This is a genomic window from Methylocystis sp. (assembly GCF_051062815.1).
GTDB lineage: Bacteria > Pseudomonadota > Alphaproteobacteria > Rhizobiales > Beijerinckiaceae > Methylocystis.
Genome location: NZ_JBPFDU010000070.1, coordinates 60757 through 79277 on the forward strand (window position 1 = coordinate 60757; position 18521 = coordinate 79277).

Sequence of the window (18521 nt, forward strand, 5' to 3'; positions counted from 1 at the left end):
CATCAGCCGGCGCGCAGCAGGCGCACGGCGTCGTCGCGTTCGAAGAGGTAGAGCAGGGCGCGCAAGGCCTGGCCCCTGTCGCTCGCAAGCTCGGGATCGCGCCGCAGAATCAATTCGGCGTCGTCGCGCGCCATCGCGAGGAGACGCGCGTGGGCGGAAAGGTCGGCGAGCCGAAAGCTCGGTAGACCGGCCTGGCGCACGCCGAGAATTTCGCCTTCGCCGCGCAGCCGCAGATCCTCCTCGGCGATACGAAATCCGTCCTCCGTCTGGCGTATGATCATCAGCCGCGCCTTCGCCGCTTCGCTCAAAGGACCCTTGTACAGAAGCAGGCATGAAGACTTTCCCGAGCCGCGACCAACGCGTCCGCGCAGCTGGTGCAGCTGCGCAAGGCCGAAGCGTTCGGCGTGCTCGATGACCATGATCGTCGCTTCCGGAACGTCGACGCCAACTTCGATGACCGTGGTCGCGACCAGAATTTTGACTTCGCCGCGCTGAAAGGCTTCCATCACGGCGTCCTTCTCGCCGCCCTTCATCCGGCCGTGAACGAGGCCGACCGCCGCTCCGAAAAGCTTTGAGAGATCCGCATGGCGCGCTTGCGCAGCGGAGAGGTCCAGCTCCTCATTCTCCTCAACAAGCGGACAGACCCAATAGGCCCGCGCGCCCTCCGCCAAGGCGCGGCGCAGCCCCGCAATCACCTCATCGATCCTTTCGGCCGGAAGCGCGCGCGTCGAGATCGGCGTGCGGCCGGGCGGCTTTTCGTCGAGCGCCGAGCAGTCCATGTCGCCGAAGGCGGTCAGCGCCAGCGTGCGCGGAATGGGCGTCGCGGTCATCACCAGCACGTCGACGGCGTCGCCCTTGGCGCCGAGCGCCAGCCGCTGCTCGACGCCGAAGCGATGCTGCTCGTCGACGACGGCGAGGCCGAGGTCGTGAAAGGCGAGATCGCTTTGCACGAGAGCGTGCGTGCCGATGACGACGTCGACTTCGCCCGCTCCAATGGCTGCGTGGAGCGCTGCGCGTTCACTCGGTTTGGCGCGGCCTGTCAGCAGCGCGACGCGCAGTCCCGCGGACGCGAGCGTTGGCGTAAGCCGAGCGTAGTGCTGCCGCGCCAGGATCTCGGTCGGGGCCATCAAGGCGCTTTGCCGGCCGGCCTCCGCCACGCTCGCGATGGCGAGCGCCGCGACGACGGTCTTGCCGGATCCGACGTCGCCCTGAACAAGCCGCAGCATGCGCTGTTCCGACGCAAGATCGGCGCGGATTTCGTCAAGCGTGCGCTGCTGCGCGCGCGTCAAGCGAAACGGCAGTGCGGATTCGATCGCTCGGGCGTAGCGGCCGTCGCCCTTGTGCGCGCGACCCGGAGGGCGGCGCATCTTGGCGCGAATGAGGCGCAGCGCGAGCTGGCTCGCGAGCAATTCATCGAGCGCGAGACGCTGACAGACAGGATGCTGCGGCGAGAGCGCATCGGCGCTTCCCGGCCGGTGCGCCGCGCGCAGCGCCTCGGCGAATGCGGGAAGCTTGTTGGCCGCGAGAACGCTGGCGTCCTGCCATTCTGGAAAGTTCGGCAGCCGCGTCAGCGCTTCTTCCGTCGCGCGTAAAACGTAACGCGCCTGCAAGCCTTCGGTGAGGCCATAGACAGCTTCATATGCGGGGAGCTTCGCCAATCCGGCTTCATCGAGCACGCGGTCAGGATGCACGATCTGGCGGCGGCCGTCATAAAGCTCGATGCGTCCCGAGATCCAGCGCGTCGCGCCAAGCGGCAGGCTGCGTTCGATCCAGTCGGGATTGGCGAGGAAGAACACGAGTTCGACGTCGCCGGTGTCATCCTCGACAAGCACGCGATAGGGCGATTTCGAATACCGGCCCTGAGGTCGACGATGCTCGGTGACGCACGCCTTCAACACGACCATCGTCTCGAGCGGAGCCGCGGCGATCGTGGGCCGCACGCTTCGGTCGATGACGGTCGACGGAAGATGGAAAAGCAGATCGACGAGTCGCGCTTCCGTCCCCGGCTTGGCGAGCAGCCGGTCGAACAGCCTAGCGGTTTTCGGCCCGACGCCGGGCAGTGCGGCGACGCGACCGAAGACGGGATCGAGCAGGGAGGGACGCATGAAGGTTCAGTTCAGCTCGCCGGCGCGGAACAGGTCACTTGATCTCGACATCATAGCTCGGCGCCCCGTCCGCGCCTTTGTAAGTGAAATGCCACCATTCGCGCGGAAAATTTTCAAAGCCGTGGCGGCGCATCAGCGTCACGAGCGCGTCGCGATGCGCCCGCGCCGTCTTTGAGGTTTTAGCTTTCGTCCATGAGCGCGTATCGAAAAAATCGAACGGCGTGCCGAAGTTCCAGCCTTTGACGCCGATATCGATGGCCAATCCCGTCGAATGGGTGGAATGTTCGGCGATATAGCCCTGCGGAAACAGCGCGCTCTTGGCGAGGCGCGGATAATGTTCGGTCTTCGTCCGCTGGTCGGCGTTGCGCGACCAGTCGACGAAGGCCGAAACGGCGCGCAGCGGTCGGTAGCAATCGTAGACGACGAGCGAAATCCCGCGGGCGCGCGCATCCTTCTGCGCGGCGGCCAGCGCTTTGGCGGCCTCGGTGCGCAGCCAGCATTGCGGCGCGCCATAGCCGGGCACCGGGGCGCCGGTGAAATTATCGGCGCCGGCATAGCGCATCTCTTGAACGATGCTCGGCGCAACGTCCGCAAGGCGCGCGAAGCCTGGCGGCGGTTCGCCGGCGTGCGCATATGGCGCGGAAAGCGCCCCAATAAGAAGAAACATCACTCTGCGCATGGCGGCTCCACGTGCGTTGGCGCAATTCGTAACGCTCGAACCTTGACTATAGGTCTTTCCAACGCAATCGGGAGGCCTTTCATGTCCGAGAAACTCGCGCCTTTCGCCGGCCTCACTCTTGCCGCTCTCGCCGCCGCGATCGCATGGGGCGCGACGGCGCTCGCTGGCGATCGCTGTAAGGCGACGGGCGCTGTGGGCGCTTCGATCGCCATCCGCGATCAGCGCAAAAATGTCATCGACGCCATTGAAGACGGGAAGGCTATTATCGTGCAGCGCTATGGCGAGGACGATCACGGCAGGCCCTGGGCCTATGTGGCGAGCCCCGGCGGCAAGCGGCTCGGCTGGCTTTATCGCGAATTCATCCGCTGCTCTTGATCGGGGCGTCATGAGGACTGACTATGTTTCGGAAATTCGACGGCGCAGTTGGAGAGACGCATGACAATTCGGATTGGCCGTCGGCAGTTTCTCGCCGCCTCCGCCGCCGCTGGCGCGGCGCTCAACGCCGCCGCGGCGAGCGCCGAGAACGACGCCGCTGTTTTGCGCAAGGGCGGGGTAAACAAGCCGCTGCCTTTGCCATTTGATCCCGCCAAGATCAAAGGGCTTTCGGAAAAGCTCCTCATCTCACATTACGAAAACAACTATATCGGCGCGATCAAGCGCCTCAATGCGATCGGCCAGGAACTTGCGGCGCTCGATTTCGACAAGGCTCCGGGGTTTCAGATCAACGGCTTAAAGCGCGAAGAGCTTATCGCCGCCAATTCCATGATCCTGCATGAAGTTTATTTTGCCGGACTTGGCGACGGAAGCAAGCCGGGCGCCGATTTGGCGCAGGCGATCGATCGCGATTTCGGAGGATTCGCGCGTTGGCGGTCCGAATTCCTGGGCATGGGCAAGGCGCTCGGCGGCGGCTCGGGCTGGGTAATTCTTGCCTACGACAAGCATGGCAAGCGGCTCGTCAACACTTGGGCGAATGACCACACGCAAAACATGGCTGGAGGCGATCCCCTGATGGTCCTCGATATGTTCGAGCATGCCTATCAGATGGATTTCGGCGCCAAGGCCGCCGACTACATAAAAGTTGTGATGGAGGCGTTCAGCTGGTCGAACGCTGATCGCCTCTATGCCAAATATAGTAAGACGTAGCGCCCGCTTCGACCTATCCCTTCGCCTTGGCGAGGCCGCCATGCGCCGCCGACCAGGCGATGGGATCGGCGATGAAGGCTTCCACCTGGTTCAGCGCGTCATCGGGGAAATATTTGTGCTCGCGGGCCACGGCGAGCACGTCACGCCAGGTTGCGAGCGCATGTAGGCTGATGCCGAGCGCGGCCAGCTCCTCGCGCGCGCCGGCGAATATATCGTAGAAGAAGAACACGAAGACATGGTCGCAGCGCTGCCCTGAGTCGCGCAGCGCCTGCACGAAGTCCTTCTTCGAGCCGCCGTCGGTCGCCAGATCCTCGACGAGCAGGGCGCGGCCGCCCTCCATCACGTCGCCTTCGATGCGGGCGTTGCGGCCGAAGCCCTTGGGCTTTTTGCGCACATATTGCATCGGCAGCATGAGGCTGTCGGCGATCCAGGCCGCGAAGGGAATGCCGGCCGTCTCGCCGCCCGTCACGACGTCGAGCGATTCATATCCGATGTCGCGCTCGATCGTCCGCGTCGCGAATTCGACGAGGCGCCGCCGCAGCCGCGGAAAGGCGATGATCTTGCGCATGTCGATGTAGACCGGCGACGCCCAGCCGGCGGTGGTTATGAAAGGCTTATCGACGTTCACGAGAACCGCTTGCACTTCGATCAGCGCCTTGGCGGTCTCTCGCGCGGCGGTTTGGCGGTCGTTCGACATGGATGCGGCGTGTCCCTGTTTAAAAAAGCCGCGCAGCCATAGCCTATTTCGCGCCGCCGCGCTCGCTGGTCTGACCGAAAAGTATTTCGCGCTCCAGCGCCGTAAAATCGAGACGCGACCGCTCATAGGGCGCGCCGGCCGCGTAGGCGCGGATCACCGCGGGCCGGGAACGGATCGCCTCGAACCAGCGCTTGAGATGCGGGAAGTCGTGCAGATCCAGGCCCTGATCCTCATGCGGAACGATCCAGGGATAGCAGGCGATGTCGGCGATCGAATATTCGCCGGCGAGGTAGGGCGTCTTGGCGAGTTGACCGTCCATGACGCCGTAGAGCCGGCCGGTCTCGTTACGATAGCGCTCGATCGCGTAGGGAATTTTCGCCGGCGCGTATTTGGCGAAGTGATGGTTTTGACCGGCCATTGGGCCAAGCCCGCCGACCTGCCAGAACAGCCACTGCAGCGTTCGCGCACGGGGATGGAGGTCCGCGGGAAAAAGCCGTCCAGTCTTCTCCGCGAGATAGACGAGGATCGCGCCCGATTCGAATAGCGCGACCGGAGCGCCGCCGTCGGCCGGCGCGCGGTCGACCATGGCAGGCATGCGATTGTTCGGAGAAATCGCGAGAAACTCTGGCTTGAATTGATCCCCTTTCGTGATGTCGACGGGCTTGATCTGATAAGCGAGTCCCGCTTCCTCCAGAAAAATCGTGACTTTGTGGCCGTTGGGGGTCGGCCAGTAATAAAGATCAATCATGGTCGCATGTCCGACGGGAGAGCAGACTGTGTTGTAAGCCCTCGCGTCGCAAGATCAATGGCTCAGGTCATGCTAGGCTGGGCCCGGGAGTGGTCGACATGTTGATGAGATATTCGAAGATTTTGCTGACGGCTGCGCTCGGCGCGCTCATTCTGCTCGTCGCGATCAATAATGTCACGGACTACGACACAAACTACCAGGTCGTCAGCCATGTGATGTCGATGGACCAAGTGCCACTCGGCAGCCCGCTCGAGTGGCGCGCCGTCACCAGTGCTACGCCGCACCGAATGCTTTACGCATTCATCATCGCAATCGAATTCGCCGCCGCCGCGCTCATTCTCGCCGGCGTGTGGCGACTATTGCTGAGGCGCAATGCGGAAGCGGCCCGCTTCAACGCCGCAAAGGATGTCGCCACTGCGGGGCTTGCGCTCGCGGTCGGGCTTTACCTGTTCGGCTTCATGGCCGTGGGCGGCGAGTGGTTCCAGATGTGGCGCGCTGGACCAGACCTGCAACAGGCCGCGTTCCGCTTCATCGGCTGCGCGGCGCTGGTGATGCTGTTTCTAGGTCAGCGCGACGATTAACGCGTCACAGCCGCTTCAGCATATTGTATCCGAGCAGACCGCCAAGTCCCGCGCCGACCACCGCGATGAGCGGGCCGCCGATCGCGACGCCGGTCAGGCCGCCGAGAAAGGCGCCTACGCCACCAAAAAGATATTTGTTCTTTTTAACGGTGGGGTTTTCGTCGGTCAGTTGCTTCTGAAGATTTTTGTCATCAGCCATTGCAAAATCCTCGGGAAAGAGCCGCAATGGCGAATTAAGCAGAGCGGCGCTGAAATCAAGAGCGGTCGGAAGAACGGTCAGAGAGTAGCGATTCGGTCACAGCTACGGATCGGCGGCGGCAACCCGGAGGCGTTGACGTTGCGGATTAATCTGGCCGCGCCAAACTCCCCTGCGCCGTCGCCCCCAGTTCCAAGCTGATCCCCTGCATCTTGAGATGAGCCCAGTTCTTAAGGTCTTTCACGGTGAAGCCTTTCAAGAAGGGATTTCCATTGACGATTTTTTCGCGGGTTTTGCCCGGCTGTCCGTCGACGCTGGCGATCACTGTCGCCGCATCGACCTCTTCCGGCGCGGACAGGATCGCCGCCGCGCCGCCCGGGCCGGCGAAATGCGCCAAATAAAGCGCCCCCGGCGTGACCGGCAGACCCTTTTTCATCAGGATCGACGTGTTTTGCTCGATATAGCGCGCCGTCATTTCTCGAGAGAGATCAGGATCCTTGCGCAAGTCGAGAATCGCTTTGTCGCTCAGAGCGCCGGCGAGGTCGGGACGGTGTTTTTTGATCAACCCCATCCATGTGGCGTTGATGAACTGTCCCAGCCCGGCCGCAGAGGAAAACTTGTTTCTAGCGTCCGGATCTCCCTGTGACTCGGACATGGTGATCCTATCGACCAGAGCCTTGAGCGACGAGGCGGCCTGATCGGGAAAAACTGGAAAATGAACGTCGTGGAAGTGCAGTTTCAGTCCGAATCCAACGGCGAAGACCAGCATTAGAGCGACTGGAGAAACACGCGTGCTTTGTTCGTCGCCGGCCTGCCTGCGCGTGGTGCAAGCCTCTTCCCGATAAGGCGCGGTCAGGCTGATATATTCAGCGGTCTGCGGTTGTATTTGCGCGTTCTTGAGAGAAGTTAGAAAGCTTTGCAGCGTCTGGTCGTCGAACCCAAGATTGATCCTGATCTCGACCTTTCTTCCCGTGTCCGAACTCTCGCCGTCAGAGACCAACGTCGCGGGTTCGCAAGTGGAAATTTTGACCGCGGCTTCTGCTCCCGTGCAAGCTGGCGGAGCTTTGTCCTCGCGCGCTCGCGCGCTTGCTTCTTTGGACGTCTCGTTTGGAGAGCTTGCCTCGTCCATAAGCTCACTCCTCGCTTGCGGGGCGAATATCCGATGGCAGACGAGGGGAACAGCATCCTGTTATCAAATTGTAAATGATGCTTCAGAAAGCGAGCTTGCGCTTGTGTCGGAAAGGCGCCGCGCCTCGGCGCTTTGAAAATCGCCTTAATCTTCTGACGCCTGCTTCGAGCCTGAAACTGATCGAGGAAGATCTGCTTTCAAATTCGCGAGAGGGCCGCGACCCCTCATGAGGAAACCTTTTATTCCCCAAGAACGAACGATTTCCTTCCGCATCAACTATATTTCCTGAATCATGGTTTTTGGATTCTTGGCGTGGCCGAGGGGCAAGTCGCGCAGGCCGTTAATCCATTCTCAAGCAATCGGCGTGAGGCTCAAAAATCTTGCGCCCCTCATTCGAAGCCTTGCCATGACCGAGCAAACGGGATTAGCCGCCTTCGACCTCAGCCCTGCCGTGGCTCCTGCGGCTGACGTTCCGGAGCCGAAACTAGGGTCTGCGGACGCGACGATCTCCGCAGATGTGTCGGATCATTCCAAGGCGGCTGTCGCGCAACGCCTGCTGCCGGCGCTTAAAAGCACATTCATCCATGGCTCTCGGCTTCTTTGGGCTGCATTGCTCTATGGTGCCGCCGCACTCGCCGGCTGGCTAATCGCCGAGGCTGCCTGGCCGACGGTCTCCGCCTTGCCGGACCTCGTCCGAACGATGGCGACGCAAGAAAGCGCGGAGCGCGCCGCCGCTCTGCGAACCGCGCAGAAGACGGAGGAGGACATTCGTGCGCTCCGCGCTGAGATGGAGGCGATGCGATCTTCGATGCAAGCGGCGTCTCCCGGCGCCGACGCCGTCGAAAGCCTTGGCAAGCGCATCGACGCGATGAAAACGGAAACAAGCGCCGCGATCGGCGCGCTGTCCGGTCAGGTCGAGGGACTTCACCGCGAGGTCGCAGCGAAACCGGCGCAGACCGGCGAGCGACCGGATCGAAGCGAGCGCGGCGCTGTCGAACAAAGCGCGCCGAGGCGGACGACAGTCTCCGCTACGGTGAAAATCGGCGAGGGACTGCGGCGCCCCAAAATACGTCGCGGGGACGCGTTCGAGCCGGCAAAATATCCGGAGGCGCCCGGCGCGCCGCGTCCGCTCGGCGCCTACGGGCGGTAGGATAGATAATTGCGACCCCGACAGACTGCCTCGCAGCCGCTCGATCAGTGACCCAGCGACAGGTGTGACATACGGAAGATGCTGGATACGAACTTTATCACGAAACCAACGAGGCCTGAGCCGCCGTAAAAATCGCTTTTGTTGAGTTGGATAAAGACGTGGGCCGGCGCGTCGGATTCATTGGTCACTTCGCACACAAAGAATCCCTCACGGGCGCGTATCGATTCAAAGAGGATTTTCGTGGCGGCGGCGCATTCACGCAGTCGCATGTGGATCGAACTGTTGCGGCTGGCTTTTGCGCAAGCCGAAATGATTGCATTCGCTCTGGAGCGATCCTGTTCGACTGCGGCGACCCTAATATCCTCAGGATGCGTCTGGCTGGTGGGCCGTAGTTTGGAAACCACATTGGCGGTCGTCGCGATGACGTTTCCAAGCGCGTAGTCTCGACTCTCGCCGGGCTCGATCCGTTCGCACCAGATCATCGTTTTGCCGGCAAGACATAAGATCGCGGGCGTCGACGAATCGTCGACAGGGCACGTCCTGTAGACATAAGGCGCTCGCGCCCAACTCATGGTCGATGCGTCACAGGGAACGGATTCAATCGCGACATTTGCGGATGAACAAAGATAGGCAGGCTGGAGAAACAGAAGCGGCGGCGAATTGTCTCCTGCAAGTTTCGTCAGATCGATTTTCTCGACGACATTGCCTTCGCCAGCCGTCAGCAAAATCTCTCTCTGCTTCTCCGAAGTGGCGATCCGATTGAGTTTCACGTCTCCGCCGCCAAAACACACGTAAAGGAATGTTGCGAACTCGTTCACGATCCAGGAGCGTTTCGGCACGAAGTGAGGACTTTGGCGCGGAATGGTGCGTGTTCCGGGCCACCGGCAAACAGACCTGCTTGGGCGATCAAAAAAGGACGTCTTTGGACCGAGCGTCACGACGACCCCTTCGCGCGCGCCCAACAGGCGAAAGTCGCTTTCCCCTTGCCGCAGGGAGATTTGTTCGGGATTGGAAAATGGGTTGCGCATGAAGGTGCGAAACCCGAGGTCGATAAAGTCGATGGGCGTCATGTACATGCGCAAAATCCCTCAGCCAATTTTACAAGCATCTTGGGGAGATCGTCGCCGCGACGGATCGAAAGCTTACGTTCGCGTTTGCTGAAGCGATCGTCTCTATAACGCAGCGTTCGAGCGTTCGTTCCGCGCAAGTCGCGAGGAAGCGGGGCGAGGCGAGGGCTGACAAATCGATGTGATTATAAGCGGCTGATCTTGAGGATGAACTGGGACTGGGCGGCGCCTGGCCGCTCTGGAATAAATCTTTTGAAACGAATAGCGATCGAAAGGTGCGGGCGCTAAAGGGCGCTCTAAATTGATCAAGCTACTGGTTTCAAAATGTGATTTAAGTAATTGAATTTGCTGGTGGGCCGGGCAGGACTCGAACCTGCAACCAGACCGTTATGAGCGGCCGGCTCTAACCATTGAGCTACCGGCCCCGAGACGGGGACGCCCCTCCTATACCGCAACCCGAGCGCGCGCAATATCGCGGGCTTGGATGCAATCGCTCTCATCGCGCGCTCGCGTTCGCCCTGAAGCGCGGGCCATGTGCATGCGTCAGCTTATCTTGCCACGGGCCGCGCCGCGCCTGTAAGGCTTCTCGCATGAACGAGCGCGACGAGCGTGCGGCGATCGTCGACGCCGCGCGGGAGATGGAGCGGCTGGGGCTCAATCACGGCTCGGCCGGCAATCTGTCCTTGCGGGTCGGCGAGGCCGCGCTTGTCACCCCGAGCGGCGTTCCCAGCCGCGAGCTTTCCCCTGGTCTGATCGCCCGCATGCCGCTGGCGGGCGAGGGCGTCTTCGAGGGCCCTTTGCCGCCGTCAAGCGAGTGGCGGTTCCATCTCGACATCTACCGCGCGCGGCCCGACGTGAACGCCATCGCGCATATGCATTCGCCCTATGCGACGACGATCGCGACCTTGCGGCGTGACATTCCCGCCGTGCATTACATGATCGCGGCCTTCGGCGGCCCGACCGTGCGCTGCGTCGACTACGCGCCCTATGGCACGGCGGAACTGTCGCGACTCGTCGTCGCGGGGCTCGCGGATCGCGACGGCGTGCTGCTCGCCAATCACGGCGCGATCGTCACCGGCGCGACGATGCGCAGAACATTGTGGCGCGCGGTCGAACTCGAAGCGCTTGCGCAAGTCTTCTACCTTGGCGGGCTCGCCGGCGAACCCGTCGTGCTTTCCGATGATGAGATCATGCGCACGGTGGAGCGCTTCAAGACTTACGGAACGCGTGAGAGTTCGAAAGAGCTTCGCTAACCGCCAAGGTCCGGGAATAATCCCCTCAGCCCTTCTTCCGTCGCGGCGCAGACGCCGCGCTCGGTAATGAGGCCCGTGACAAAGCGCGACGGCGTGACGTCGAAGCCGAAATTACGCGCCGCAGAGCCGTCGGGCGTGAGTTGAATTTCGATCGGCGCGCCGTCGGCGCCGCGGCCGCTGATATGGGTGACTTCGCGCGCGCTGCGCTCTTCGATCGGAATGTCACGGACGCCGTCGGCGATGCGCCAGTCGACGGTCGAAGACGGCAGGGCGACATAGAACGGCACGCCATTGTCATGCGCCGCGAGCGCCTTGAGATAGGTGCCGATCTTGTTGCAAACGTCGCCGGCCCGGGTCGTGCGGTCGCTGCCGACGATGACGAGATCGACAAGACCGTGCTGCATGAGATGGCCGCCGGCGTTATCGGCGATGATCGTATGCGGAACGTCTTCGCCCAGCAGTTCGAAGGCCGTGAGGCTCGCCCCCTGGTTGCGCGGACGCGTTTCGTCCACCCAAACATGAATCGGCGCGCCTTGCCGCGCCGCCGTGTAGATCGGCGCCAGCGCTGTGCCCCAATCGACGGTGGCAAGCCAGCCGGCGTTGCAATGGGTGAGGATGTTGACGGGGCCATCGCCACGGCGCGCGTTATGAATGAGTTCGGCGCCGAAGCGGCCGATGGCCTGGCAGGCGGCGACGTCTTCTTCAGCGATCGTGGCGGCCTCCGCATAGGCGAGGCTGGCGCGGACCGAGACCGGAGCCGCGAGCAGAAGCGCGCGCAGCCGATCGAGCGCCCAGCGCAGATTCACGGCCGTCGGCCGTGTGGCGAGGAGGGCGGCATAGGCGCTGGCGATCGCGGCGTCGCTCGGATCGCGCCAGGCAACGAGCGCCATGCCATAGGCGCCGGTCACGCCGATCAGCGGCGCGCCGCGCACCGTCATCGTGTTGATCGCTGCAGCGGCGTCTTCGCAGCTCGCGAGCGTTTTCGTCTCGAAGCGATGCGGGAGCGCGGTCTGATCGATGACATGGACTCGCCGCCCGTCCGAATCGAGCCAGATCGTTCTGTAGTCGCGACTGTTAATTCTCATGCGGCTCGCTTTTTGCTTCCATCAAAACGTTGCGCTTGGATGAGGTCGTCCTTCGCGCCATGTTAGAGGGCGCCGCGGCGCTGTGCTAGAAAGCTTTGAAACGCGGCTGCTCCACTGGACACATGGCGCAAGAATTTTCGGCGCAAGAATTTTCGGTTCGATACGCCGAATCGCTTGACTCGGTCGCGGCTGAGGCTTGGGACGCCTGCGCCAATCCGCCCGGCCTGCCGGACGCGGTCGGCGAGCGATATAATCCTTTTGTCTCGCACGCGTTCCTGCGCGCGCTCGAATCGTCGAAGTCGGTCGGCGCGCGCGCCGGCTGGTCGCCGGCGCATGCGCTCGTCGAGGATTCGCGCGGGCGTCTCGTCGCCTGCGCGCCGGCCTATATCAAGACGCATAGCCTTGGCGAATATGTGTTCGATCAGAGCTGGGCGCAGGCTTATGAGCTTGCGGGCGGACGCTACTATCCGAAGATACAGGTGGCCGCGCCCTTCACGCCTGTGACCGGGCGCCGCCTGCTAATTGCGCGTGATGCGCCGGAAGGCGCGTGCGACGCGCTGATTGCCGCCTTGCAGGGATTGCGCAAGGCGAGCGGCGCGTCCTCCATTCATGTCACGTTCTGTACGGAGGACGAGCGCGTGGCGCTGAGCGGCGCCGGCTTCGTCTCTCGCGCCGGAGAACAATTCCACTTCGTCAACGAAGGCTATGCCGACTTCGAGGATTTTCTGGCGCGGCTCACGGCGCGCAAGCGCAAGGCGATCAAACGCGAGAGGCGCGAAGCGCTCGGCGACGACCTCGCAATCGATCTGCTCACGGGAAGCGACATTCGTCCGGCGCACTGGGATTCGTTTTTCGACTTCTACATGGACACAGGCGCGCGCAAATGGGGCCGGCCATATTTGACTCGCGCGTTCTTCGACGAGATCGGCGCGCGCATGGCGGATCGCATCCTGCTGGTGATGGCGCGTCGGGGCGCGCGGCATATCGCCGGGGCGATCAATTTCCTGGGCGACGACGCAATCTACGGGCGCAATTGGGGCGCGCTGGAAGCGCTGCCGTTTCTACACTTCGAGGTCTGCTACTATCAGGCGATCGAATTCGCCATCCGCCGCGGCTACAAGCGCGTCGAGGCCGGCGCGCAGGGCGAGCACAAGATCGCGCGCGGCTATGGGCCGGTGATCACCCATTCGGCCCATTATTTGGCAGACCCGCGCCTCGCCGAGGCGGTTTCGGACTATTTGGCGCGCGAGCGCGCAGCGGTGGCGGAATGGGCCGCCGAACATGCGGCCGAGCTTCCCTACAAGAGCGAAAACGGCGACTGATTTTCCTTCGCTGTGGCCGCGCCGCACTTGCCTCATGGCCCGAAACTTGTAAGTCCTGCTGCGTTTGGCGCGAACCGCTACGGGGGCACATGACCTATTGTTGCGGCATTCTCGTGCGCGATGGACTGGTGATGATCGCCGATACGCGCACCAACGCCGGGCTCGACAACATTTCGACGTTCCGCAAGCTGTATCTCTTCGAGCGGCCCGGCGAGCGCGTGCTGATGCTTGCCGCCTCGGGCAATCTCTCGGTGACGCAGGGCGTCGTGAACCTGATCGGCGACGGGATCGAGCATCCCGAGAGCGGCGTCGTGGAAAGCGTCATGAATACGCCGAACATGCTGCATGCCGCGCAGCTCGTCGGGCGCGCGGTCCGCCTTTCGCGCTCCCAGATGGGCAACGCCGAGGGGGAGCCTGCGGCGCAGGGCGTCAGTTTCGACGTCTCCCTGCTGCTTGGCGGTCAGATCGCCGGAGGTCCGCTCCGCCTTTTCATGATCTATACGGCTGGCAACAGCATCGAATGCACGCCGGACACCAATTATCTGCAGATCGGCGAGCACAAATACGGAAAGCCCATACTCGACCGGGCGGTCGCCTATGACACCGACATTTATGATGCGTTGAAGATCGGGCTCATTTCGATGGATTCGACCATGCGCTCGAATCTCTCGGTCGGCATGCCGATCGATATCGCGCTGCTGCGTCGCGACGCGCTGCAGACGGAGGTCGCGACCCGGATCGGTTCGAACGATCCGTATTTTCGCGATTTGCGCGAGAGCTGGTCGAAGGCGCTGCGCGAGGCGCATATGGCGATCCCCAAGCCTCCGTACAGCGGCCGCGACGCGTGACGACCATTGCGCCGGCCGACGCCGCGGCGATTGCTCGCGCCGCGGCGATCCTGCGCGAGGGCGGGCTGGTCGCCTTCCCGACCGAAACCGTCTATGGCCTCGGCGCCGATGCGACGCAGGCATGGGCGGTCGCCCGGATCTACGACGCCAAAGACCGCCCCTCGTTCAATCCGCTCATCGCCCATGTCGCCGATACGGAAGCCGCGCGCCGCGAGGCGGCGCTGCCTGAGCTCGCGCTGCGTCTGGCCGCGGCCTTCTGGCCGGGGCCGCTGACCATCGTCGCGCCGGTCGCGCCGGGCGGGGCGGTTTGCGATCTCGTCCGGGCCGGCCTGCCAAGCGTTGCGGTGCGGGCGCCCGCGCATCCTGTCGCGCAAGCGCTGATCGCGGCGCTCGGCCGGCCGATCGCGGCGCCTTCGGCCAACCGCTCCGGTCACGTGAGCCCGGTGACTGCGGCGCATGTCGCGCAAGATCTTACGGGCAAGGTCGACATGATCCTGGACGGCGGCCGCACCGCCGCCGGGCTGGAGTCGACGATCGTGTCCTTCTGTGAGGCTTCCCCTGTGTTGCTTCGTCCCGGGGCGGTCGCGCGGGAGGCAATCGAGAAAGTCCTGGGCGCCAAGCTTGCGGCGCCGGCGCGTGCGGACGTCCTTGCGCCCGGCATGACGCCGTCCCATTACGCGCCTGCCGCGCGCCTGCGTCTGGAGGCGCATGAACTCAACGAAGGCGAAGCGGCGCTCGATTTCGGCGGTAGGCTCGCCCCGCGCGCCAAACCCGGCGCCTTCGTGCTCGATCTTTCGCCGTCGGGCGATCTCGTAGAGGCGGCGGCCAATCTTTTCGCCCATTTACGGGAATTCGACACGCGCTGCATCGCCAACGTCGCGGTGGCGCATGTGCCGGAGCGGGGACTGGGCGAGGCGATCAACGATCGGCTGCGGCGCGCCAGCGCCCCGAAGCTCGATTAGGCCGCGAGCGCCGTCGGCGTCGCCGCGCGCAGGCAGAAGTCCTGTGTCGCCGGGGCCGGCTGGCCCTTCACATAGGGGCACTCATAGCCGCGAGCGGCGAAATCGCCTGCGCCGACGGCGCACATTTCCACCGCGAGGCGCGTCAGGCGGTTGAGCACGGGCTCCCGCACCCAGGAAAAGCGCGGCGCGTCAGGCGCGACGGCGCGCATCGCCGCCTTGCGGTTGACGTTGTTTTCATGGCTCATGCGCGCCTGCCAGCCGGCCTGCGGCTCTTGCCAATCGTTGACGACGATGACCGGTCCGCGCAGCACGCGCGCCTCATGTTCGGTGCGTTCGATCAGGGCCATCTCGCCGCGCCTGACGCCCGCCAGGGTGAAGAGCGTCGGACGCGCGATCGGCGCGCTGGCGATAAACTCGACGGCCGCCTCGAAATTTGCGCAATTTTCGAAAGCATAGCGCAGCACATGGTCCGGCGGCCAGCCGCCCTCGCTTGCCAAGGCGTCGCGCAGATTGAGGATGGCGTCATAGGCGAAGCCGATGGAGCCCTGCGTGCGCCGCTTCATCGGCGCCTGATTGATCGAGGCGCAAAAGCGGCCGGGAGCCATCGCGCTGAGCACGCCCACGGCCCCCGGCCAGGTGGCGTTGTAAAATTCGCCGGCCCCGCCGGACTGCAACGCGATTTCAACGCCCCTGCCGAGGCCCTGGAAAGGCCAGTCGAGCGTGCGGCGCAGGCGCGGCAAACCGCTTTCATCCTCGTAAGCCTGGGTGGTGCAGGCGAAGAGATAGGACATGTTCAGCGTCATCGCGCCGGGAAAGCCGAGAATGGCGACGATGCGCTCAAGCTCCCCCCGATAGGCGGAGGCGGAGCGCTTCAGCCAATTCGCCGCAATACGGTCAATTGGCGGAAGGCAAACCCGGCCCATCGGCGCGACCACGCCAAGACAGGCCTTGCGAAGCGCGGCCGCCGCGTCGATCCGCGCCGTCGCATGGGCGACCGGGCCGCCGTCGCGCACGTCGAGGAAGTGAATCGCGTCCATCGTCGTCCTTGCTGTCAGAAAACCGTCATTGAACAGATATGGATTTCACATCCCTCTGTCACAATACAGTAAAAATTTAGGGTCCAGCCTTTCGGCGTAAAGTCGTTGCGCGCCCTCCGCCTTCGAATCGGCTACAAATCGCTAAGGAAACACGCTTGCTTTTCGAGAAAAGAATGTCGGACGCCGTCGCCGTCGCTTTTGAGGCACTGAAGTTCCACGCCTCCGCTTTGGCGCGGACGCGAACGCTCGATCTCTTTGCGGAGGACTCCGCGCGTTTTAAAAATTTCAGCGTCAAGCTTGACGATTTTCTCTTCGACTTCTCCAAGCACCGAGTGACGCGCGAGACGATCGCGCTGCTGACCTCGCTGGCGAAGACGCGTGATCTCGACGCGCGGCGCGAAGCGTTGTTCTCTGGCGAAATCATCAACAACACCGAAAGGCGCGCCGCCATGCATATGGCGCTGCGCGATCTCTCGTCGCGTCCGCTTCTTGTCGGCGGCGAAAACATGCGGCCCCTGATCGAAGCCGAACGCGACAAGGTTTTCGCCTTCGCCCGCGCCGTGCGCTCCGGCGACGTCCGCGGCGTGACAGGCGCGCCGTTCTGCGATGTGGTCAATATCGGCATCGGCGGTTCGGACCTTGGTCCGGCAATGGCCTCGCGCGCGCTCTCGCCCTATCGCGGCGAGGGTCCGCGCATGCATTTCGTCGCCAATGTCGACGGCGCCGACCTCGCCGATACGCTGCACAATCTCGATCTGGCGCGCACGCTGTTCATCATCTCATCGAAGACGTTCACGACGCAGGAGACGATGGCGAACGCGAGAAGCGCGCGCGCCCGCATCGTCGCCGCGCTCGGCGAAGCTGCCGTAAAGGCGCATTTCGCCGCCGTCTCGACGCGGCTCGACAAGGTCGCCGAATTCGGCATCGATCCCGCGCGCGTCTTCGGCTTCTGGGATTGGGTCGGCGGGCGCTACTCGCTGTGGTCATCGATCGGCCTTGCGCTCGCGATCGGCGTGGGGCCGGAACACTTTCTGCAGTTTCTTCAGGGCGGGCACGATATCGACACGCACTTCCTCGAAGCGCCGCTTGAGCAAAACATCCCCGCGCTGATGGGACTTCTCGGCGTCTGGCACAGGAACGTGATGGGATGCGCCGCGCATGCGGTCATCCCTTATGATCAGCGCCTCGCGCGGTTTCCCGCCTATCTGCAACAGCTCGACATGGAGTCGAACGGCAAGTCGGTGACGCGCGAGGGCGCCCGCGTCAGCTATAAGACAGGCCCAGTGATTTTCGGCGAGCCCGGCACCAATGGCCAGCACGCATTCTTTCAACTGCTGCATCAGGGAACCGACGTCGTTCCGATCGACTTCCTCGTCGCGGCCGAGCCCACCGCCGCCGACGAGCATCATCATGAATTGCTATTCGCCAACTGCCTGGCGCAAGCCGAAGCTTTTATGCGCGGTCGAACGCTAGCGGAAGCGAAAGTGCAATTGCGCGGGCAGGGGCTGAGCGAGGAGGAAATCGCACGCCTCGCGCCGCATAAGACGTTTCCAGGCGATCGCCCGTCCAGCGTTCTGCTTTACCGACATCTCGATCCGCGCACGCTCGGTCGACTCGTCGCGCTTTACGAACACAAGGTCTTCGTTCAGTCGGTGATCTGGGACATCAATCCCTTCGACCAATGGGGCGTTGAACTGGGCAAGGAGCTCGCGAACCGCCTGGCGCCGATCGTCGAGAACAGGGACGAATCGACGCAAGGGCTGGACGGATCGACGGCGGGTCTGATCGCGTGGAGAAGATTGCACTAAGAAACGCCTCTGCTCTGTCGTCGCCTCCGCCGTGGGCGCTTGCGGAGACATTCGTCTGATTTTTGAGGATTGCGGACTGTCAAAAATAGATTGTCGTTCACTACAATTGTTTCGAGATCGCCCGCAGTCTGCGATTCTTCGATTGAACACGAGGGACGGTCAGCGAGTGCAAAAAGCAAGCATTATCGCGCTAGCATTGTTTCTCGTGGGCGCCGGCTTTCCCGGTTCTGCGACGGAAGCCGAGGAGTTTTCGCAAAACGATTGGTTGCTCCGCGCTGAAAACGACAATGCTCGTTTCCGACTGCTTCAGCAGCAAATGCGAGGGTTCGATCAGCCCATGTGGGAGGTTGGCGAGCGTTTCGAGCGGCTGCACGCTGCTCTGCAACGTGAAAACTATGAACTCGCCGTCTACCATTGGGACAAGATCAAAACGACGATCGAGAACGGCGTCGCCAAAAGGCCTGCGCGAGGCGAAAGTGCGCGAAGACTGTTCCTCGGCGATTCCTGGACGAAAATTCGCGCAGCCTTCGCCTCGGGCGACAAGCGTGAGGCCTGGGACGGATTCGACAGCGCCCGAACGGCTTGCCAGTCCTGTCACCAGTCGGAAAAACTAGAGTTCATGAACAATCAGGTGATATTCGACCTTGCAAGGCCGCACCGGGATTGATGGCCGCTCGGTTGCGGCGCTTTGAACCTCTTCTCTTGAATGGA

At 63.0% G+C, this 18521-nt stretch carries 19 protein-coding genes and 1 tRNA gene; 10 read left to right on the forward strand and 10 right to left on the reverse strand.

Annotation, left to right across the window (positions count from 1 at the left end):
- Window positions 1–2: 2 nt before the first annotated feature.
- Both recG and ACR65W_RS11240 read right to left on the reverse strand, forming a co-directional pair.
- A complete protein-coding gene (gene recG / locus ACR65W_RS11235; RefSeq protein WP_434499897.1) occupies window positions 3–2105 on the reverse strand; it encodes an ATP-dependent DNA helicase RecG in 2103 nt (700 codons plus the stop codon).
- A gap of 34 nt (window positions 2106–2139) precedes the next feature.
- Entirely contained in the window at window positions 2140–2784 is a 645-nt protein-coding gene (locus ACR65W_RS11240; RefSeq protein WP_434499898.1) for a M15 family metallopeptidase, read from the reverse strand.
- An 81-nt stretch (window positions 2785–2865) separates the two neighbouring features.
- Here ACR65W_RS11240 and ACR65W_RS11245 point away from each other — a divergent pair, with 81 nt between their 5' ends.
- Window positions 2866–3159: a peptide-binding protein gene (locus tag ACR65W_RS11245; RefSeq protein WP_434499899.1), complete on the forward strand. Its 294-nt coding sequence runs from the start codon at window positions 2866–2868 to the stop codon at window positions 3157–3159.
- Between the two features lie 60 nt (window positions 3160–3219).
- Window positions 3220–3927 (forward strand): superoxide dismutase, encoded by a 708-nt coding sequence (locus tag ACR65W_RS11250; protein WP_434499900.1) that lies wholly within the window; start codon window positions 3220–3222, stop codon window positions 3925–3927.
- Between the two features lie 13 nt (window positions 3928–3940).
- Here the strand turns inward: ACR65W_RS11250 and ACR65W_RS11255 are convergent, their stop codons facing one another.
- Both ACR65W_RS11255 and ACR65W_RS11260 read right to left on the reverse strand, forming a co-directional pair.
- Complete coding sequence (locus tag ACR65W_RS11255) at window positions 3941–4624, reverse strand: orotate phosphoribosyltransferase (protein WP_434499901.1); 684 nt, start codon at window positions 4622–4624, stop codon at window positions 3941–3943.
- Window positions 4625–4667: 43 nt separating this feature from the next.
- Window positions 4668–5372, reverse strand: a complete 705-nt coding sequence (locus tag ACR65W_RS11260; protein WP_434499902.1) for a glutathione S-transferase N-terminal domain-containing protein — start codon at window positions 5370–5372, stop codon at window positions 4668–4670.
- A gap of 98 nt (window positions 5373–5470) precedes the next feature.
- Between ACR65W_RS11260 and ACR65W_RS11265 the strand changes: the two genes are divergently transcribed.
- Window positions 5471–5953 carry a DUF2165 family protein gene (locus tag ACR65W_RS11265; protein WP_434499903.1) on the forward strand — a complete coding sequence of 161 codons (483 nt, stop codon included), beginning with the start codon at window positions 5471–5473 and terminating at the stop codon, window positions 5951–5953.
- A gap of 4 nt (window positions 5954–5957) precedes the next feature.
- On the opposite strand, the gene ACR65W_RS11270 is transcribed toward ACR65W_RS11265, so the two are convergent.
- The gene (locus ACR65W_RS11270) at window positions 5958–6152 is read right to left on the reverse strand and encodes a hypothetical protein (RefSeq protein ID WP_434499904.1); all 195 of its coding nucleotides are present in this window, start codon (window positions 6150–6152) and stop codon (window positions 5958–5960) included.
- A gap of 145 nt (window positions 6153–6297) precedes the next feature.
- Complete coding sequence (locus tag ACR65W_RS11275) at window positions 6298–7149, reverse strand: hypothetical protein (RefSeq protein ID WP_434499905.1); 852 nt, start codon at window positions 7147–7149, stop codon at window positions 6298–6300.
- Between the two features lie 535 nt (window positions 7150–7684).
- Here ACR65W_RS11275 and ACR65W_RS11280 point away from each other — a divergent pair.
- Window positions 7685–8428, forward strand: coding sequence for a hypothetical protein (locus ACR65W_RS11280; protein WP_434499906.1), 744 nt, complete (start codon window positions 7685–7687; stop codon window positions 8426–8428).
- Between the two features lie 44 nt (window positions 8429–8472).
- On the opposite strand, the gene ACR65W_RS11285 is transcribed toward ACR65W_RS11280, so the two are convergent.
- A complete protein-coding gene (locus tag ACR65W_RS11285; protein ID WP_434499907.1) occupies window positions 8473–9504 on the reverse strand; it encodes a hypothetical protein in 1032 nt (343 codons plus the stop codon).
- Window positions 9505–9844: 340 nt separating this feature from the next.
- Window positions 9845–9920: transfer RNA gene (locus ACR65W_RS11290), tRNA-Ile, on the reverse strand.
- A 165-nt stretch (window positions 9921–10085) separates the two neighbouring features.
- Here ACR65W_RS11290 and ACR65W_RS11295 point away from each other — a divergent pair.
- Complete coding sequence (locus tag ACR65W_RS11295) at window positions 10086–10748, forward strand: class II aldolase/adducin family protein (RefSeq protein ID WP_434499908.1); 663 nt, start codon at window positions 10086–10088, stop codon at window positions 10746–10748.
- Here the strand turns inward: ACR65W_RS11295 and mtnA are convergent.
- Window positions 10745–11833 carry an S-methyl-5-thioribose-1-phosphate isomerase gene (mtnA, locus tag ACR65W_RS11300; RefSeq protein ID WP_434499909.1) on the reverse strand — a complete coding sequence of 363 codons (1089 nt, stop codon included), beginning with the start codon at window positions 11831–11833 and terminating at the stop codon, window positions 10745–10747. The genes ACR65W_RS11295 and mtnA overlap by 4 nt on opposite strands.
- 122 nt (window positions 11834–11955) lie before the next feature.
- Between mtnA and ACR65W_RS11305 the strand changes: the two genes are divergently transcribed.
- The 3 genes from ACR65W_RS11305 (at window position 11956) to ACR65W_RS11315 (ending at window position 14965) form a co-directional block, all read left to right on the forward strand.
- Window positions 11956–13155, forward strand: a complete 1200-nt coding sequence (locus ACR65W_RS11305; RefSeq protein WP_434499910.1) for a GNAT family N-acetyltransferase — start codon at window positions 11956–11958, stop codon at window positions 13153–13155.
- Window positions 13156–13244: 89 nt separating this feature from the next.
- Window positions 13245–14003: a peptidase gene (locus ACR65W_RS11310; protein ID WP_434499911.1), complete on the forward strand. Its 759-nt coding sequence runs from the start codon at window positions 13245–13247 to the stop codon at window positions 14001–14003.
- Entirely contained in the window at window positions 14000–14965 is a 966-nt protein-coding gene (locus ACR65W_RS11315) for an L-threonylcarbamoyladenylate synthase (protein ID WP_434499912.1), read from the forward strand. Before ACR65W_RS11310 ends, ACR65W_RS11315 begins: the two co-directional genes overlap by 4 nt.
- On the opposite strand, the gene ACR65W_RS11320 is transcribed toward ACR65W_RS11315, so the two are convergent.
- Window positions 14962–16002, reverse strand: coding sequence for a hypothetical protein (locus tag ACR65W_RS11320; RefSeq protein ID WP_434499913.1), 1041 nt, complete (start codon window positions 16000–16002; stop codon window positions 14962–14964). The genes ACR65W_RS11315 and ACR65W_RS11320 overlap by 4 nt on opposite strands.
- Window positions 16003–16175: 173 nt before the next feature.
- Between ACR65W_RS11320 and pgi the strand changes: the two genes are divergently transcribed.
- Together pgi and ACR65W_RS11330 are read left to right on the forward strand one after the other, a co-directional pair.
- Window positions 16176–17810: a glucose-6-phosphate isomerase gene (pgi, locus tag ACR65W_RS11325; RefSeq protein ID WP_434499914.1), complete on the forward strand. Its 1635-nt coding sequence runs from the start codon at window positions 16176–16178 to the stop codon at window positions 17808–17810.
- A gap of 166 nt (window positions 17811–17976) precedes the next feature.
- Window positions 17977–18477 (forward strand): hypothetical protein, encoded by a 501-nt coding sequence (locus ACR65W_RS11330; RefSeq protein WP_434502658.1) that lies wholly within the window; start codon window positions 17977–17979, stop codon window positions 18475–18477.
- Window positions 18478–18521 lie beyond the last annotated feature (44 nt).

What these genes read in the sequence shown, in the direction of transcription:
- recG (WP_434499897.1), bottom strand. Translation starts at nt 2,105, where the DNA reads ATGCGTCCCTCCCTGCTCGATCCCGTCTTCGGTCGCGTCGCCGCACTG.
- ACR65W_RS11260 (WP_434499902.1), bottom strand. Translation starts at nt 5,372, where the DNA reads ATGATTGATCTTTATTACTGGCCGACCCCCAACGGCCACAAAGTCACG.
- ACR65W_RS11245 (WP_434499899.1), top strand. Translation starts at nt 2,866, where the DNA reads ATGTCCGAGAAACTCGCGCCTTTCGCCGGCCTCACTCTTGCCGCTCTC.
- ACR65W_RS11285 (WP_434499907.1), bottom strand. Translation starts at nt 9,504, where the DNA reads ATGTACATGACGCCCATCGACTTTATCGACCTCGGGTTTCGCACCTTC.
- ACR65W_RS11320 (WP_434499913.1), bottom strand. Translation starts at nt 16,002, where the DNA reads ATGGACGCGATTCACTTCCTCGACGTGCGCGACGGCGGCCCGGTCGCC.
- ACR65W_RS11255 (WP_434499901.1), bottom strand. Translation starts at nt 4,624, where the DNA reads ATGTCGAACGACCGCCAAACCGCCGCGCGAGAGACCGCCAAGGCGCTG.
- mtnA (WP_434499909.1), bottom strand. Translation starts at nt 11,833, where the DNA reads ATGAGAATTAACAGTCGCGACTACAGAACGATCTGGCTCGATTCGGAC.
- ACR65W_RS11305 (WP_434499910.1), top strand. Translation starts at nt 11,956, where the DNA reads ATGGCGCAAGAATTTTCGGCGCAAGAATTTTCGGTTCGATACGCCGAA.
- pgi (WP_434499914.1), top strand. Translation starts at nt 16,176, where the DNA reads ATGTCGGACGCCGTCGCCGTCGCTTTTGAGGCACTGAAGTTCCACGCC.
- ACR65W_RS11265 (WP_434499903.1), top strand. Translation starts at nt 5,471, where the DNA reads ATGTTGATGAGATATTCGAAGATTTTGCTGACGGCTGCGCTCGGCGCG.
- ACR65W_RS11270 (WP_434499904.1), bottom strand. Translation starts at nt 6,152, where the DNA reads ATGGCTGATGACAAAAATCTTCAGAAGCAACTGACCGACGAAAACCCC.
- ACR65W_RS11280 (WP_434499906.1), top strand. Translation starts at nt 7,685, where the DNA reads ATGACCGAGCAAACGGGATTAGCCGCCTTCGACCTCAGCCCTGCCGTG.
- ACR65W_RS11295 (WP_434499908.1), top strand. Translation starts at nt 10,086, where the DNA reads ATGAACGAGCGCGACGAGCGTGCGGCGATCGTCGACGCCGCGCGGGAG.
- ACR65W_RS11240 (WP_434499898.1), bottom strand. Translation starts at nt 2,784, where the DNA reads ATGCGCAGAGTGATGTTTCTTCTTATTGGGGCGCTTTCCGCGCCATAT.
- ACR65W_RS11250 (WP_434499900.1), top strand. Translation starts at nt 3,220, where the DNA reads ATGACAATTCGGATTGGCCGTCGGCAGTTTCTCGCCGCCTCCGCCGCC.
- ACR65W_RS11310 (WP_434499911.1), top strand. Translation starts at nt 13,245, where the DNA reads ATGACCTATTGTTGCGGCATTCTCGTGCGCGATGGACTGGTGATGATC.